The following is a 16830-nucleotide window of genomic DNA, read 5'->3' as shown; positions in this document are numbered from 1 at the left end:
ATACTCCTATACTAAAAATTGTTCTTTAGCCAACTCTTTATATAATGGAACAGATTCCAATAGCTCCACATGAGTCCCACTTCCTACAAGTCTTCCGTGTTCCAAAACAAAGATTTCATCTGAATCTAAAATTGTAGATAATCTATGAGCAACCATTATTATGGTTCTCTCACCTCTCATATTTTTGATTGCTTCCTTCATCTTCTTCTCACTAAGACTATCTAGATTCGAAGTTAACTCATCCAGCAAGAGTATCTTTGCATCAGAAAGTATTGCTCTTGCCATTGCCAATCTCTGTCTTTCTCCTCCTGATAAATTGAAACCTCCTTCACCAATTTGACTCTCAACCCCAGATGCACCTCTTTGAATCAAATGCTCTAAACCAACTTTTTTTAAAGCGTCACAACATTCATCATATGTTACATTAGTATTACCCATTTTTAGATTTTCTAAAATTGTACCAGCTACTAATGGTGAGTTTTGCTCAACATAAGAAATATTAGAACGTAAAGTCTCGCGACTCATTGTTCGGAAATCTTGTCCAAATACCTTTATACTACCACTAGTAATATCATAGAATCTTTCGATGAGATAAAGAAGTGTGCTTTTCCCCGCACCAGACGGACCGACAATACTGACGTAATCTCCACTATTTATTTCGAAAGTAATGTCCTTTAATATATAATTATCATCCGATTGAATATCCTGAAATTTGTAAGAATCATATGAAAAAGTTACATTCGCAAATTCAATTGCTTTGCTTCTATCCGACTTAGTTTCTAGATTTAAAATGATATCATTATCTTCTTCTTTTGGAAGATCAATAATTTCAGTAATTCTACCTAAAGCTCCTAAAGCTTCTGAAATAGTTGTGACCGATGAAAATATTTGTCCTACTGGTGAAATAGCGATATACATTAATAGCATAAAAGAAGTTAGACTTGCAATAGACATTTGCCCAGTAGAAACACGGTATCCTCCGACTCCCAAAATAATTATCCCACACAACTGCAAGCTAAAATTTGATATCGGTGTCATTATTGATTGCACTCTTGCAACTCCAATTCCCAAGTTTTTTACTTCTTGTGCCTCAGATAACATTTTAGATAATTCTGAATTCGTTTCATTTGTCGATCGAATTGTTCTAATTCCTACGATTAGCCTATTTAAGTATGCTGTCATTTTCCCCAAACCCTGATGAGCTTTATAACTTGCTGTTTGAATCAAACTACTCATCAATAAAATAAATAGGAATGATAAAGATATGGAAATAATTGTAATTATTGCAAGATATGTATCCTTTAGAAATAATGTAAATATCGCACCTAAACTCAAGAACAATCCACTCGTCAGAGCAACGGTTGATTGAATGATTCCCGCTCTTAGCTTACTTGTATCACTGCTAAATCGACTAATTAGGTCTCCTGCTGACAGATCATTATATTTATAAATAGGAAGTTTAAGAAATTGAATAATTAAATTTTTTCTTGATTGAAATACTGCACTTTCTCCCATTAATTGTAAGAAATAATATTGCAAACTGGAAATAATAGTTGTACCCACGGTAATAGCAATAAGCGTATACATAGTGGAATTATTGAATAAATTTACTCCCTTTTGAGAGATTACTTTAGACAAAAGTTCTGGCTGTAATAACGTTAAAATGGACGTAAGTATTCCCAAACATAAAACGATTAAAAAATATTTTCCTTTATTTTCTATCAAGGCAAGTAAATCACGGAATTTTACATTAGTCATAGTATCATTTACTTTTTCTATATCTTCAGTTATCATATGTTTACGCTCTTCATTTTTATCATCTAGAGTTTTCACAACTCTTTCATACGATGATACTTCTTCTAGCTCTTTAATCGGATTTCCATTGACTTCCACCAATGCATGAGATCTAAAGGGGTTCATAGCAAATCCAGTACACCAACTTGCACGTTTCTTTAAAAGAAGTAAGAACATTATTACTCCTAATGATCTTTTTACGCATCCATCTTGATTCCTACACTTACGGCTTACAGTACATATTGCATCACGAGCTAATACAACTTCATTTACTGTGGCGGATAATTTTGAGTCACTTAATTTATTAATCAAAAATTCAATTCTTGTAGGCGAGAGCTTTGTAAGCGGATAAGAGATTAGTAAAGCTATTTGCGCTAGTAATCTGTAATGAATATATCTGGGTAATGGATTATATTCTAATTAAAAATAAAGCCCTGCCACCAAATATATCTCTGAAGCTACCTGCAACTAATCCTGCTGTACCATTTTTAAAAGTAGAAATTTTTTCTATAACTGGCTTCGTATAATTCATATACTTTCCTTTCTAAGTCAATATTGAATAGTCCAGACTGTTTGACCATTTAAATAGTAGCAAAGATTATTCAGATTTTTTTCAGAAAAATCAAATTTATAAACAATTACTGATTTAAGCGAGCTTAAATCAAGGATAATTTCAAAATAAAAATGATAAAGTTATGGCACTATTCTTGTTCGGTTTAACCATCGACATCGACAAGCTCCAACTGGTAAGGAAAATCTCCAAAGTTTCGAAATTCATAGCCCTGACAATCTAGATACTCTCATATCAAACCTGATAAATGATTAACACTCAGTATTTCAACTGAGTGTTTTTTTAGTATAGTTCCTTATCATAATCCTTTCTTGTTCTAGGAGCTGTTCTATTCAACACCGCCACAAAGGTTTCCAGTTTTCTGACGGATTCTTCATAGTTGTCAAGTAACTTACTGAGTTGGTCTTGAGTGTTAGAAATCTCTCGTTCGATTTGCTCCAAAGTTACACTTTCTGTCAGATTGAGTTTGGAAAATTCATAACGTGCCAATCGCCTACGTTCTATATCGTGACTTTTGAGATTGACTAAGACTTCTGCTATCTTATTTAAGGTGGCGGTTTTTTCGTTGAGTTCTGACATGCTAACATCGTACGTCGCAATTTCCGCCACCAACTCATCTTTAATGTCCGTATAAGCTCGATTTGTAACATTGAGTTCAATCAAGAGATTGACTTCAGTGATTTTCTCCTGTAACTCTTTTAGATTTGGTCGCCTACGATAAGGCAAGCTTTTGTTGTCTTGTGTCAGCTGACGAATCAAGTCACGCCCTTTCATATAGCGGTTCTTATCCGAACTTTCCTTATTGTAGATAAAATAAGACGTGATTTCTCGAAGGAAAATCTTAAACCTCTTTTCCTCCTCTTTCTCAATCTCATCCAGCTGATAATTGGGAATAAATATCAAGCCCTCTTTTTTCACACCAAAGGCTACCTTGATGAAAATGCCACCCTCAACTTCTTTGTCAACCTGATGCGGGGCAAGCTCCACCTCAAACTCATGAACAGCCTTACGATTTTCGGAGAACGTTTCATAGTCTGAGACGATACTTTCTACTGTTGATAACTTCTCCGCTTGCTCTGCGAGAAATATTTCAAAATCTTCCTTGATATTATCACTCAGCTCAATGTCAGTATCTGACCGTTCTGAAAAATAATCTTGGAAGAAAGAGACATCATAAAGCTTTTTCTTGCTCACTTGTTGATGTCCTAGAGAAATTTTCTGGTCATTTTCCGTAAGGGTAAAGGTCACATTTTTCTGTTTGAGTTGAATAAATAGTCCAAGTTCCTCTGCCATTTCCAATAATTCTTGTAAAGTTTTCACTCTAGGCAATAAAAAATGTAATCGTTGCTCAATGGCACCCTTGGCAAATGCTTGTCGGAAATAGCTCTCATCATAAGGTTCCCTGCGATTAAGCTGTCGCCCGCGAATGGGTTTGACCTGATCTCTATCCGTCATCAAAAAGGTAGTATGCTTGCTTGAGAAGTCAATAGTCAAATGCAGCTGCTCTGCTTTTTTCAAAAAGTCCTCAAAATCCTTGGACTGTTCCATCAAAAAATACAGGCGTTGCTTGAGTTCAAACTTATGATTGGTCTTGCGATAAACGTCGTACTGCTGATGTGAATAGCGATTCGTGATAATTTTTGCACCAGCCTCTTTGGAAATGCGGTCTGAAATCATACGAAGATTTCGTTCCAAGGCATAGTTCCACTTGAGCTTTTTATCAGATTGAAGGTCAACAGAATTGATTAAGATGTGATTATGAATGTGTGACTGGTCAATATGGGTTGCAACGATAAAACGAAAATTTCCGCCAGTAAGTTCTTTGACAGTCTCATAACCAATCCGATTGATCTCTTCAAGTGTTAACTTATCGTCAGGCGAAAAGGATTGAATGAGGTGGTGGGCATGAATTTTCTGTTGGCGTTTTTCTTGTCTGTCATTTCTAGAATCGTACAAGCCGTCATTATTCAAAAAATTGGCCTGATACATCTTGACCATTTCCTCATAACTGGGAAAATCCAGGTAATTACTCATGCCAAAATCTGAAACCAATTTGAGCTGGGCTGTCTTTTCTGGGTTGAGAATGTAGCGAATTAGGTTCTTTCGATACTTTCGACTATGTGTGGCATAATGCTTAGTGATGACCATAGAAATCCCTTAGCTGTTCAGCCTTGATTTGAAAATCTTTCTCCACTTCCGATACCAGCTCTGCCATCCCTTGACCTAAGCCTTGAAGCTGCTCCATAGAAATCAGATGAGTCTGGTTAATGACACGGGCAATCTGGTTGACGTTGTTGCCTATCCGCCGCAGCTCAAAGACCAAATCCTGATAAGTGGTCGTGTCAATTGTGATAAAATTTCTGTTCGGATCAAGTAAGACTTTTCTGGCATACTCTGAAAAAGTTTTACATCTGCTTTGCGAAATACAGTCATTAAGCTGAGCCAGTTCCCTATCTGTCAAAAACACTTTTTTGAGGTTAGTGCGGTAGCGATAATCCATTAGCGACCTCCTATATACTTCTCACGAAAGTCTGGACTGAGCGGGATAGACTTCTCGACTTCTGCCATCAGTTCCAGCACACAGGTCAAAATAATGCGTAGATGTTCAGAGGTGACTTGTTGGTATTCCTCCGCAAGGACAGTCACTTGATGAATGTCTCGGCTGATTTCTTCCAATTTTTGAGACTGCCATAGAGAAGACCAGGTCTCCAAAATGTCTTTTTGGCGGTCTTTTTGTAACAAGTTTTGGCGGAGAAAATCTGAAAAAGTCTCCGAACCTTGCTCTTTCATCATCTCTTTTAGCAATATTTCTTCCTGCTTAGTCACTCGAAACTGCTTACGAATTAGCTTTAAGTCTTGACTCATCTTAACACTTCCCTTCCATTCTGCTTGTCTAACAATGTCAGGCTGCCTCACACTGTCAGTACGCCCTAGAAAAGCCTCAAGGTGTCCCTTTTCGGCTTTTGCGAGCTCAGATATTGTGTCCACAATATCCCAAAAATCATATCGCCAGCTGACTAAAACTCTCCAGTTTTGACAGCTAACGATAAGATAATTTGGTGGCCCCGCCCCCAAACCCCCAGTAGAAAATCAAGTCTTTATTTTCTTAAGAATGATATTAGGATAACAAGGAAGATTTGGAAAAGGTATCACAACTAATACAGTTATAATTGACTTTCTTAAATTCTATGATACAATTCCTGTAAACTGAATATTTGGAGAAATAGTCATGCTGAATATAGAACAATTAGATTTACTACTTAATACTCCTGAAGATGAGCTTCATGATTTCAAACAAAAATGGCATCATTCAAAGTCTGAATTAGTTCGTGACATCTTGAATTTTGTTAATACATCACATCACGAAGATTGTTATATCATCTTTGGAATTGATAATATCACTTTAGATATAATCGGTTTAAACAATGATGATAATAGAAGAAATGAAGAAGATCTAACAGATTTACTACATAAACTCTTTATATCAACAAATAATCAAATTAAAATTAGCATACAAACTGAAACTATAGACAACAAAGAAATTGACATCTTAATTATTCATGATACTGATAAAGTTCCTGTATTTTTAACAAAAGATTATAAGCCTAAGAAAGATACTGCATTACCAAAAGGATTAATATATGCTAGAAATGGCTCTATAAATACTCCTAAAGACTCCTCTGCTCCTTTTGAGTTAATAAATAAGTTGTTTCAAAAGTTTAATCATACCGACTTAAATATCAAAGAGCAGTATTTTCATGTTTTAAAAGACTATAAAAATTGGTTCTTCATTGAAAATGAAGACGGAAGATTTTTTATTTATAATCCTAATCCCGATTTTTATATTAAACTTACCGACGATGATGCAAATCGTTTCAAAACTATGCCTTATAGTTTAAATCAATACCAAACCAATGTTGATTGGCAATTAGTACAACTTCGTTATCGACACCTTACAATTATCGACTTTAGGGCTTTATATTTAGATCAGGGAAATTGTCTAGTGCCCTCCCCTGATTTAGAAAGTTTTGAATGTGGTTATTCTGACACTATTTATTACCACTGTTTATACAAAACAAAGTATAAATTTCTAATTATCTTTTTATATTTTCTTAAATGCTCGTAAAGCCTTATTCTATGTGCTTTCGAGTATTTTTACTGTAGGAAGATACTTCACGTTTCTTTGCATATTTCCTCATGTCTTAGCTGTCAGAAGTGGTAAATAAGTAGTAAATTCATTTGTACTACTAAGCAACAAGACGCTCCTGTTGCTTCTCTTTATTCAAGCGTTTCATTTCTGCCATTGCAGAATCGAATGTTGCATGTGCGTAATAGTTCAGCGTCATGGCTATATTAGCATGTCCCATAATGTACTGTAATGCCTTTGGATTCATTCCTGCATTTGCATAGTTGGTACAGAATGTATGTCGCAAACTATGTGGAGTGATGTGTGGCAATTTATCCTCGTTATACTTATTGTATTTCTTAACAAGACCTTTCATCATGCCGTTGTAATCACTTGCCACTTTTGGATAGTTCTTTCTATTAAGAAAGAGGAAATCACTATATCCATCAATCTCAACACGCTTATCATTCTTTCGATTCGCTAACACTCGCTTAAATGCTTGATAGGCTTCTTCAACCATAGGAACTTGACGTTCGCCACTTTTGGTCTTTGGTGTTTCAATGTAGTACCCAATTTCAGTATCTCTCAATAGCTGATGGTCTATATTGACAAGACGATTCTCAAAATCTAAATCTGGAAGTGTCAAACCACCAAACTCTGAAATACGAAGACCTGTTTTTAAGAGTATCAGAATTTCATCATAATTTTTGCTGTAGGTTTTATCAGCTTTTGCAAAGGCTAACAGTTTTTCTTCCTGTTCTTCTGTTAGTACGGTCTTAGGGACAGTATCATCATCAAGAACTGCTTTCAGTTGAAAGTCAAATGGATTCTTCCGAACACAATCATCTTGTATAGCAATATAGAATGAAGCCTTTAAAGAACGTTTGTAGTTATTGATGGTTTGATAAGCATAACCATTTTCACTCATTCTAATAGCCCATTCTTTAGCGTCTGATGGCTTAATACTGTCAATACTTCTTACACCTAACTTGTCTTTCTTCAAAATATCCATAAGATATTTGCGTCCAGTTTCAGTGTTTTTTCTAACCTTTGGTCTTTGAGCGTTCTGTTTTGCGTAAAGCTGGCAGAGTGTCATTTTCTTTCCTACAACATCAATACCATCATGAATGTCTTTCTGTAACTCTGCGATTTTCTCTCTAAGTGAGATACAATCACGCTTTCCTGCTGGTACTCGGTCTGTAGCCACAAGTTTCCACGAGTAAACAAATTGCGGTTCTCCAAATGAATCTATATATTTGTATAAGTATCTTCCGTCTTTTCGTTGGCTCTCTCCAGTCTTTAAGATTCGACCTTTATTGTCACGTCTTTTTTCTGACATGGCATTTGCTCCTTTCCTTTATGGAAAGAGCCTTGATACGACTTAATACTATTTTATCATATACAAGACCCTTTGGCGACGCTAGATTGCGTCCAATGTATCTATAATTTTTTCAAATTGTTTTCGTTTAATCTGAATACGATTGCCATTCATAATCAGCCAATTTGCATTTTTATTTTCCTCTGCCAAGCGTCGTAGCTTGTTTTCGCCAATACGAAAATATTTTGACGCTTCTTCAATGGTTAGGGTATAACGTTCCCAAATAGGAATGTCAGTCTGCTTCATAAAATCCTCCTTTCCAAATCACTTATTTGGATTTCATAAAAGTTGTTTTACCAGCAATCGAACAGCTTTAGCAAAGCTCACGGGAGTTCCACCCCTGCATGGTTCTCATGTAGCCATACTCATTGCCTGCGACGGTTTTATCACGCTCGGACTATTGACTGTATGGGAGTATCATTATCACGATAAGAATGTCGTTGCAGGCAATCCTGCTAAAGATTGCTTCTCGGATCACTAACATGAATCGCTCGCTATCTTTATAAGATAGGTCATGGCGGTTAGTTCCGTTGGCTCTTTTCTTATCGAAACGTATTCGATTACTTTTATTCAGTTTTCAAAGAACAATGGCTCGTTAGCCTATCAAAACACATTGAAAGCTCAATATGCTTTGGTGGAATAACAAACCTCCCTGTTCGGGAAGCGTGGAATGGTTTAGCACGCTTCCACGAAAGGAGAGAGGATATTACTTAATTTCAAATGACAAAATCTTTGTAATCAGTCTGGTTTCCATTCTTCCACGTAAGACTTCATCAACGACCATACTTTGATTGCCATATTCATCTTTCATAAGTCGTAGGGAACGCTTCGTTATGTACCCTCTGTAATGATGTAGAATCTGGTTAATCGCTTCGGTATCGCCATCTGTTGCCTTTACAATGAGAGGAAAGGGAATCATAGGATATTGTGTTTTCATTCTTCAAATTCCTCCATAAACTTTTTAATTAAGGCTAGTCCACTGGTTCTATGCCGATAGACAGTAGAACGGTTCAATTTCAACAGGTCTGCAATTTCTGAATCGCTCATGTCCATAAAGTAAAACAGCAGTAGAATTTCACGTTTCTTGTCTGGCAACTCACGTAATGCTTCACTCAACAAATCATTTTCAACGCCTACTGATAACCCATTGAGTGTAAAAATCTGAAAGTCAGTTGAATAGTTATCTGTTGTCGCAAACTGGCTAACAAGATAATCGCCAACATCCGAAAAGGACACCTCACGCTTTGCAATCCTTGAAAGATAAAGCATATAATTCTTTCGCTCGTCTTCCATAGCACGTTTACAGATATAGTCAAACTGATTTTCTATTGTGGTCTGAAAAGAAGATGGTTTCATGTTTCTCACCCCCTTTCTGTCTAGGAAAGGAAGTGAGCCTTGCTCGTTTATCTCCTTTCACTCTTAGTCCCAATGTGAAAGGGGGATTTGTTGCATTACTGATAAATAAACTTTGTAAAAAAGTTCTGAATAGCCAAAAAAGCATATAAACAGATTTATTTCTCTGTTTACATGCTTCTGTTATTCTATCTATATGATTTATAAAACCACATTGGTGGACGTACTTATCTATTGCAGATAGACGACTTTTTTTGACAAGAACCCAATGTAAGGAAATTTATTGTATATGATGTACTTCATGGCGACGTTGACCTCCAACAAACCGCCATTTGGAAGTAATATACAATATTTTAACAGCGTAAATAGCACTACCATATAACGGTTTTTTTTATTGGCGTTTAGTAGTGCTTTTTATTAAATATAAACCTATAAACCATATAACACGTTTTTCTATACCTGTTTTTAATTCAGTAGGAACAATAAAATGTATAGAGGTGGTCTACTATGCGTAAAAAAGAAGATAAATATGATTTTAGAGCCTTTGGTTTAGCCATTAAAGAAGCTCGATTGAAACGAGGTTTAACTCGTGAACAAGTGGGAGCATTGATTGAAATTGACCCACGGTACTTAACTAATATTGAAAATAAAGGGCAACACCCCAGCATACAAGTTCTTTATGACCTTGTATCGTTACTTCATGTTTCCGTTGATGAATTTTTCTTACCTGCTAATAACTTGGTAAAAAGCACCCGACGATTACAGATAGAGAAATACATGGATAGCTTTACAGACAAAGAACTATCCTTAATGGAATCTTTAGCCAGCGGTATCAACGAAGCAAGAAACATCGAAGACTAATTAAAAGAATCCATACATAACGGAAAGAGCCGATAAAATGAGATTGTATTAATCTCATTTTATCGGCTCTGCGTCTTTGCGTCTGGCTCTGTAATCACAGTTACTTTGAACTGCTTTATTTCAATTAAATTTTCTTGTCTGCATTTCGGACAATAGAGGGGGAATTTTTTTAATTCAGTATCTTCCCTTATCTTTAATCGTGTTTTATTTCCACATACAGGACACAATATCCACTTGTAGTTTATAATAACTATCTCCTCCTTTACACTTTAATTCAAATCTTTATTAAAAAATATTTCATCTTATTTAACAAGAAACCATATTTATATAACAACATAAAATACACTAAGTTATTTTATTGAACATATATCGTACTTTATCTATCCGACTATTTGGACGACGGGGCTGACAAACAGATTCACCAGTAGTAACATAGTACCCTTTTAACTCTGTTAAACAAACGCTACGTCCATTTGTAAAGAAAGTTAAATCATTACGATATTCTTGAATACACCGAGCAGGAATTTCTCCACTAAGAATGACCTCATTATTTTTCAGTTGAGTGTCTACGATGTTCGCACAATATTTAGGAGCATCGTTATATGCTCGTGAAAGATATTCTTGTGGTGCATAAATTTTAAAACTAAGATATGGCTCTAACAATTCTGTTCCAGCTTTTTTTAAAACTTGTTCCAATACAATAGGAGCAAGCATCCGAAAATCTGCTGGGGTACTAACAGGGCTATAGTATAAGCCATACTTAAAACAGATTTTACAGTCCGTCACATTCCAACCATACAATCCTTGTTCACAGCCATATCGTATCCCTTCCATAACTGCATTTTGAAACGATTGATTTAAGTATCCAAGAGAAACCGAGCTCTCATACTGTACTCCGCTCCCTAATGGAAGCGGTGCTACAGAAAGACCAATGGAAGCCCAGAAGGGATTCGGTGGCACTTCGATGTGAATGGTATACTCTGCTTTTTTTAACGGTCTTTCCATATAAATGACTGTAGGCTTTTTTATTTTTACCTCCACATGATACTTTTCTTGCAATAGAGCACAAGTCACTTCCATTTGTACTTTCCCTAAGAAAGAAAGTATGATTTCATGTGTCGTAGAATCCACATAATATTGTAGAAGCGGGTCACTGTCGGAGATTTCTAAAAGTGCATCAAGTAACATTTCCCTTTGTTGAGGTTTGCTCGGTTCAACAGTTGTTTGCAGCAGAGGGAGCGGATTTTCAATTCTCTCTCTCTGTGGCAATAGCTTTGTATCTCCAAGAACACTATTTAGCTTCAAAAACTCATTTTGCAAAATAACAATTTCCCCGGAATAAGCCTTATCAATTTTACATAATTCACCATTTATTGAAGTATACATTTCTGTAATTTTTATTTTTTCCTTTTCCGATATTCTAACCGAATCCCGCAAATGCAGGATTCCGCCATAAAGGCGTACATATGCAAGACGTTGTCTTTCTTCCGAATATTCAATTTTGAAGACATTTCCGCAAAGTTCAGACTTCTTTCTGTATGTTGATGAATAAAATTTATTCGTTATCACTTCTATAAGCTGCTCAATCCCTATGTTGCTTTTTGCGCTTCCATGATAAACAGGGTACAAGGAGCAATTCTGAAATCTTCTGATTTCCTCTTGTTCGAGTTCTAATGCTTCTAATGATTTACCGGACATATATTTCTCTAAAAGGTCATCATTTCCTTCTATTACCACATCCCATTGCTCAGGTTCCGTACAGCTCATCACACACATATTAGGGTGCAGCTCTACTTTCTGTTTGATTATAATTTCCATAGAAAGTTTCTCTTTAATATCCTGATAAACCGTTGATAAATCAATTCCATTTTGGTCAATCTTATTGATAAAAAAGATTGTGGGAATCCCCATTTTCCTAAGTGCATGAAATAATATACGAGTTTGTGCTTGTACGCCATCTTTTGCAGAAATCAGTAGAATTGCCCCATCTAAAACTGATAATGAACGATATACTTCTGCTAAGAAATCCATATGTCCTGGCGTGTCTATGATGTTCACCTTCGTATTTTCCCACTGAAAAGAGGTTATTCCTGTCTGAATTGTAATTCCTCTCTGACGTTCTAAAAGCGTATTATCCGTCCTCGTTGTACCTTTGTCCACGCTTCCTAATTCTGTAATCGCTCCACTGTTATATAATAAGCTTTCTGTTAAGGTAGTTTTTCCTGCATCAACATGAGCTAAAACTCCAATATTAATAATTTTCATGTGATTTTCCTCCATTCAAAAACCCAAAAGGGCATAAAAATCCCAGTGATAAATACTTTTATCACTGGGATTTTTATGCATAACCATAGGCATACAAAGCATACAGATATTCTCCGGATACTTTAGAATCACATGATAAAGGTATTCTTAAACTGGGTACAAAAAACTAAGCCCTCCTAAAAAAGGACATCCAATTATTTGTTCCCACTATCAAATTGACAGTTTATTTAAGAATACCTTGCCGCATATTTATTAACTCCTTTTAAATAGATACTTAAATAATAGCACGTAAGAGCATATTTGTCAAGGAATCTCCAATTTTTTATCAAAGAGAGTACGTGATTACAAAATAGCTGTAATAATGTACCAATATTTGTTATTCTATAATCTTCCAATTACTCCCGTTCTTTTCAAGTACCAAATCAAATTGAGATACCTGCGTTGCTTTGGTCTGCTGGTCGATATACTCCACTGTCAGCGATACCGTGACTTGATTATCCTTACGATTGTGAATAGGATTTACCAGTTCTTGAAAGATGTACTCTTTTCCGATTGGTTTTAATATCCCGTCATTCACATAGTAGGAAAGTTCACTGGCTGTCGCTGTAGGATAGAGCTTGAAGAACGTCGTTAAAAACTCATTGATTTCATTGGTTGTAATGGAATCAACCGTCCCCTCACTTTCAATGGCTTTTGGTTTATAACTTGATTTCTTAGGTATGTTGGTAATGGTCGGATTCTTAACCAGTACCATATTTCCAGAACCATCTACATAGACACTCACTATATAAGCAGAGTGGACGGTCTTTGTATTTTCTCCCTCTGTAATGAGCTGGTCTACACTGTAGGTTACATTAAACTCATTGTCGCCAGTTGGCTCTACCGTCCATATCTGAAATCCTCTTACAGAAGACGATACAGGAATATCTTTGCGTACTGTATCAACATTGAGAGCTTGAAGTTCATCTGTCAGATAGCCTTTTAGACTTTCCATTCGATTATCAATGGACTTATCGGATTGCTCCCATGAATAGTAGACTTTCGCAAAGTTCTCTACAAAATTTTCTACATGATGAGTATCAACGTATTCCTTTTCTATGATAGTTGTTTCGTGAATAGTATGAGTATCTATAGCTGTAAAGTGCTTGAATATCGCAAAGCTGAAACTAAGCCCTAAAAGTACCCACAAGGCAATCACAACCTTTTTATGAGGATTGACCTTATAGACACGAGGTTTCTTTTCCTTTGGTATCTGTTTTTCTTTATTCTGATTTTTTCTAAATTTCATCATTAAATCTTCCTTTCTCATTGTTTGATTCGTCCTGCTCCCACTAAATGCTGTTGCCAGTAGGGGCTTGTTAAGTCGGCATAACCGATTGGGTCGCCTGCATGAAACATACGGTTATTGCCAAGGTATATCCCAACATGAGTAATATAAGAGCCAGCGTTATAGGTAGAATGAAAGAAAACCAAATCGCCAGCTTGTGCTTCCGATAGTGGGATATGCTGGGTCACATCATATTGCTGTTGTGCGGTTCGTGGTAAGTTAATTCCAGCTTTTCCATACGTCCATTGTGTCAGTCCGCTACAATCAAAAGAAGTAGTCGGGGAAGCTCCACCGTAAACGTATCGCCAGCCCTCATATTTCAGTGCTTCGTCCATGATGGCTTGTACCGTATCATCATCAAACTCTGTTGTGACAAGATACTGCGTTACCAGTTGCACATAAAACATATTGCCATAGTTGTATCGCCAGCCCCCATTGATAGGTATGGCTATGGGATTGGGGTAAGACACTTTTTCGCCACCTGAATACTCTTTTGAGAAACTTTGAGCCAGTTCAAAGGTATATTTATTTCCACGATTAGCCACATACCCTAAGAAACCACCACCATAATTGTAGGACTGGATAACCGATTCTAAATCTACACTGAGCCTTTCGCTACTGGCTAATAATTCACTGAAATACTTCACACCTTGCTTAATGGATTCTTCTGTACTCAATGAATTAGGTGGAAGACCGAGGGATTCCGAGGACTGCATAACATCTTCCGCAGTACCGCCCGATTCCACCTGTATAATCGCAAGAAGTATGTTGACATATTCTTCAACGCCATATTCTTTGGCATATTTTTCTACCATAGGCTTATGAGCCAGCACTTCTGCGGAAACATTCACACCTCCATAATGAATATTGGAAATTCCGCTGTCCTGTTCATCTGAAAATAAAATGGCAACAAACAGAAGCAGTGAGAAGACCATCAAGAATAATCCAGAACCACCAATCACTAAAGTTTTCAACTTCATGGTTTCTTACCGACTTTCTTAATGGTGGCGGTTTTGATTGGTGGTCTACTTCTTGTATTTTGTAGTGGTACTCTTTGAACAGTAGACGGACGTTCTTTTGTGATTGGACGTTGTGAAGTTCTATCTGCTGTAGTGGTTGAAGTTGCTGGCTTTTGAACGGTTTTTTCTTGAACGGTATTGCCTTGGCGTTCCACTTTTGGACTTGAAAAATCGGACTTAACTGCTGGACGCTCTTGTTTGGCTTGTTGAGATTCCTTATATGAAGTCTGAATATTAGACTGTTTTGAGGTCTGTTCATCATGATATTGTTCTTGTCTTGTAGTCGGTCTTTCATGAACAGAAGAAGCAGGCTGTTTTTTCTGTTTGACCTGTTCCATTTCAGAGCGACGCTTCGCAATGGTTTTTCGCCTTTGTTCCTGCTGTTCCTTGCGTCCACTGGCTCTGTCCGCTTTGGTTTGAGAAATACTACTGGTTAAATCACGGACATTCTCTTTTACTTTGGATTTTCCTTGATATACTGCATATCTTGCATTGGTCGGCAAATCTTTAACCTGTTCTTTCAAACCACTAGCAGTGTCTACCATTCTGTCTTTGGTATCAGCTACTGTACCGATGGTTTGACCGATACGTTTTCCAAGTGTTGATTTTTCCTTTCCGTCTGGTCGGGAGTGATCTGCTTGTGTCCTTGCAGAACTCCCCGAACCCGACTGTCCTTTTTTACCTGTAACAATGGCAGACCCAGCCCCTAGAGTAGTCATGGAACGTCCAAGTTTCCGCTGTAGACGGTGCATGTGAGCGTGCATAAGCATACGAGGTTTTCTCATCACACGACTTCCCACACTTTGAGAATCGTTACTCTGTAGAGAAAACATACTCATTAAATCGCCCAGCTTGAAGTAGATTCCTGCAAAGGTCACAATCTGTAGAAAAGCAATCAAAAAGAACGGATAACCAGCCGATAAGGTATAGAGCATGGTTGAAATACTAAATGCTGTCGTAATAATCAATGTGATTCCAGCTCGTGTCAAAATGGTATTAAAGAGCTTTGTTATGGCTCGTTTTGACATACCATCAAATGATGGAATCATGCTTAAAATAAAGCTCACAGGCAGAAACATAGCATAGATGATAAAAAGTACCTGCGAGAAAATCATGATTCCTGTTAATAGGAATACAAATATGGAAATCCCAATATTGAAGACAAATAGGAAGAAGACTGTACCTAAACGGTTAATGGTCTTTGTAATGGTTAGATTGGTATTGCTTCTGTCTTCAATTTCTTCCGCAACAATTTTTTCTCTGTCTTCGCCATTGTTGGAATCTGGGCTGGTGGAGAGCAGGCTTTCCACACGGTCAATACCGATACTTTCAATGTCTGAACTGTTGTATTGAAGCAGTAGCCACGGTTGCTGAACCTGTATGGAAAACAGGCTATCTCTGATTAAGTCCACGCTGTCCTTGCCTTGACTATCGGAATGGGGCATGACAATCTTCGTGCCAAGTGATAAACTGGCATTACTGATGTCTGATGAAAAGTCATTGATTTTTTTAATGTAGTCGGGAGCGTAGGCAATAAAGGAAGCCGATAGGATAAACACCAGCACAAAATTCATAATGGCATGAATTGCCTTTGTGGTTTCTCTCTTTATCAGTCCCGTATAGGCAACATAAACCCCAAGAACCAAAATCAAGAGTAAGAGGAATCCAACATAGAAACCCTCTGTTGAAAATCCGTTTGCACTCACACCAGCTAAGGTCTGCATATTCTTACCAATGGAATCTGCTGTAGCGGAAATGAAGTCTAAGGAATAGGCTTCCTGTACTAAGTAACCTGTCGCATTGGAAACATACAAACTGATTGTCCAAATAAAATTGGTAATGGCATATAGTCCATACATGACCTGTTTTCCAATCCCGTCCGACCAGTTCCACGGAAGCCAGCCCCAGCTATTATCCACATAAAAATCCAGTTGATAGTTTTCAAGTGGGTATCGGCTGTATTCATTTGCCACATTGACCGTATCATCTACCAAGCCCGCAGCTTGAACCACCGTTCCCAGCATGGCTAAAAGAAAAATGGCAATCACAAGTGTGAAAGCCACTGTCATTGCCACTTTACCTAGACGTTTCAGCGTCCAGTTTGATTTTATTCTGTTTACTATTGATGGTTTCACA

Annotated in this window: 16 protein-coding genes and 2 pseudogenes; 3 read left to right on the top strand and 15 right to left on the bottom strand. The window is 37.0% G+C overall.

Features of this window, described 5'->3' with window-relative positions; genetic code table 11:
- Positions 1-6: 6 nt before the first annotated feature.
- From ODU55_RS02015 to ODU55_RS01995, 5 genes are all read right to left on the bottom strand, one after another.
- On the bottom strand, positions 7-2187 hold the full coding sequence (locus ODU55_RS02015; RefSeq protein WP_398581713.1) for a lasso peptide biosynthesis B2 protein: 2181 nt from the start codon (positions 2185-2187) through the stop codon (positions 7-9).
- A 16-nt stretch (positions 2188-2203) separates the two neighbouring features.
- Positions 2204-2326 (bottom strand): hypothetical protein, encoded by a 123-nt coding sequence (locus ODU55_RS02010; protein ID WP_017370910.1) that lies wholly within the window; start codon positions 2324-2326, stop codon positions 2204-2206.
- A 321-nt stretch (positions 2327-2647) separates the two neighbouring features.
- Complete coding sequence (locus ODU55_RS02005; RefSeq protein WP_398581684.1) at positions 2648-4513, bottom strand: SAG1250 family conjugative relaxase; 1866 nt, start codon at positions 4511-4513, stop codon at positions 2648-2650.
- Positions 4500-4865: a MobC family plasmid mobilization relaxosome protein gene (locus tag ODU55_RS02000; protein WP_011922431.1), complete on the bottom strand. Its 366-nt coding sequence runs from the start codon at positions 4863-4865 to the stop codon at positions 4500-4502. The genes ODU55_RS02005 and ODU55_RS02000 overlap by 14 nt, the downstream gene beginning before the upstream one ends.
- A complete protein-coding gene (locus ODU55_RS01995) occupies positions 4865-5230 on the bottom strand; it encodes an SAG1252 family conjugative relaxosome accessory protein (protein WP_012775113.1) in 366 nt (121 codons plus the stop codon). Before ODU55_RS01995 ends, ODU55_RS02000 begins: the two co-directional genes overlap by 1 nt.
- Positions 5231-5594: 364 nt before the next feature.
- Between ODU55_RS01995 and ODU55_RS01990 the strand changes: the two are divergent.
- Positions 5595-6467 (top strand): annotated as a pseudogene (locus ODU55_RS01990) (ATP-binding protein); the annotation flags it as partial.
- A gap of 145 nt (positions 6468-6612) precedes the next feature.
- Here ODU55_RS01990 and ODU55_RS01985 read toward each other — a convergent pair.
- Together ODU55_RS01985 and ODU55_RS01980 are read right to left on the bottom strand one after the other, a co-directional pair.
- Positions 6613-7830, bottom strand: a complete 1218-nt coding sequence (locus ODU55_RS01985) for a tyrosine-type recombinase/integrase (protein WP_001291561.1) — start codon at positions 7828-7830, stop codon at positions 6613-6615.
- Positions 7831-7911: 81 nt separating this feature from the next.
- Entirely contained in the window at positions 7912-8115 is a 204-nt protein-coding gene (locus ODU55_RS01980) for an excisionase (protein ID WP_000814511.1), read from the bottom strand.
- On the opposite strand from ODU55_RS01980, the gene ODU55_RS01975 reads away from it, so the two are divergent.
- Positions 8099-8350, top strand: a complete 252-nt coding sequence (locus ODU55_RS01975) for a hypothetical protein (protein WP_001845478.1) — start codon at positions 8099-8101, stop codon at positions 8348-8350. The genes ODU55_RS01980 and ODU55_RS01975 overlap by 17 nt on opposite strands.
- A 225-nt stretch (positions 8351-8575) precedes the next feature.
- Here the strand turns inward: ODU55_RS01975 and ODU55_RS01970 are convergent, their stop codons facing one another.
- Together ODU55_RS01970 and ODU55_RS01965 are read right to left on the bottom strand one after the other, a co-directional pair.
- The gene (locus ODU55_RS01970; RefSeq protein WP_000857133.1) at positions 8576-8806 is read right to left on the bottom strand and encodes a helix-turn-helix domain-containing protein; all 231 of its coding nucleotides are present in this window, start codon (positions 8804-8806) and stop codon (positions 8576-8578) included.
- The gene (locus ODU55_RS01965) at positions 8803-9225 is read right to left on the bottom strand and encodes a sigma-70 family RNA polymerase sigma factor (RefSeq protein WP_000804885.1); all 423 of its coding nucleotides are present in this window, start codon (positions 9223-9225) and stop codon (positions 8803-8805) included. Before ODU55_RS01965 ends, ODU55_RS01970 begins: the two co-directional genes overlap by 4 nt.
- Before the next feature lie 504 nt (positions 9226-9729).
- Between ODU55_RS01965 and ODU55_RS01960 the strand changes: the two genes are divergently transcribed.
- Entirely contained in the window at positions 9730-10083 is a 354-nt protein-coding gene (locus ODU55_RS01960; protein ID WP_001227347.1) for a helix-turn-helix transcriptional regulator, read from the top strand.
- Positions 10084-10142: 59 nt separating this feature from the next.
- Here the strand turns inward: ODU55_RS01960 and ODU55_RS01955 are convergent, their stop codons facing one another.
- From ODU55_RS01955 to ODU55_RS01930, 6 genes and pseudogenes are all read right to left on the bottom strand, one after another.
- Positions 10143-10310, bottom strand: coding sequence for a cysteine-rich KTR domain-containing protein (locus tag ODU55_RS01955; protein WP_000336323.1), 168 nt, complete (start codon positions 10308-10310; stop codon positions 10143-10145).
- A 118-nt stretch (positions 10311-10428) separates the two neighbouring features.
- Complete coding sequence (gene tet(M) / locus ODU55_RS01950) at positions 10429-12348, bottom strand: tetracycline resistance ribosomal protection protein Tet(M) (protein ID WP_002324549.1); 1920 nt, start codon at positions 12346-12348, stop codon at positions 10429-10431.
- A 15-nt stretch (positions 12349-12363) separates the two neighbouring features.
- Positions 12364-12411, bottom strand: a pseudogene (locus ODU55_RS01945) (hypothetical protein); the annotation flags it as partial.
- Positions 12412-12724: 313 nt separating this feature from the next.
- Positions 12725-13657, bottom strand: coding sequence for a conjugal transfer protein (locus ODU55_RS01940; protein ID WP_001224318.1), 933 nt, complete (start codon positions 13655-13657; stop codon positions 12725-12727).
- Positions 13654-14655, bottom strand: coding sequence for a lysozyme family protein (locus tag ODU55_RS01935; protein ID WP_000769868.1), 1002 nt, complete (start codon positions 14653-14655; stop codon positions 13654-13656). Before ODU55_RS01935 ends, ODU55_RS01940 begins: the two co-directional genes overlap by 4 nt.
- Positions 14652-16829 carry a CD3337/EF1877 family mobilome membrane protein gene (locus ODU55_RS01930; protein ID WP_000804748.1) on the bottom strand — a complete coding sequence of 726 codons (2178 nt, stop codon included), beginning with the start codon at positions 16827-16829 and terminating at the stop codon, positions 14652-14654. Before ODU55_RS01930 ends, ODU55_RS01935 begins: the two co-directional genes overlap by 4 nt.
- Between the last annotated feature and the right edge of the window lies 1 nt (position 16830).

It is taken from the genome of Streptococcus sp. 2022WUSS037, assembly GCF_044427225.1.
In the GTDB taxonomy this organism is placed as follows: domain Bacteria; phylum Bacillota; class Bacilli; order Lactobacillales; family Streptococcaceae; genus Streptococcus.
The sequence above is the reverse complement of the archived record's forward strand: the minus strand, read 5'-3'. Positions and strand labels throughout refer to the sequence as shown.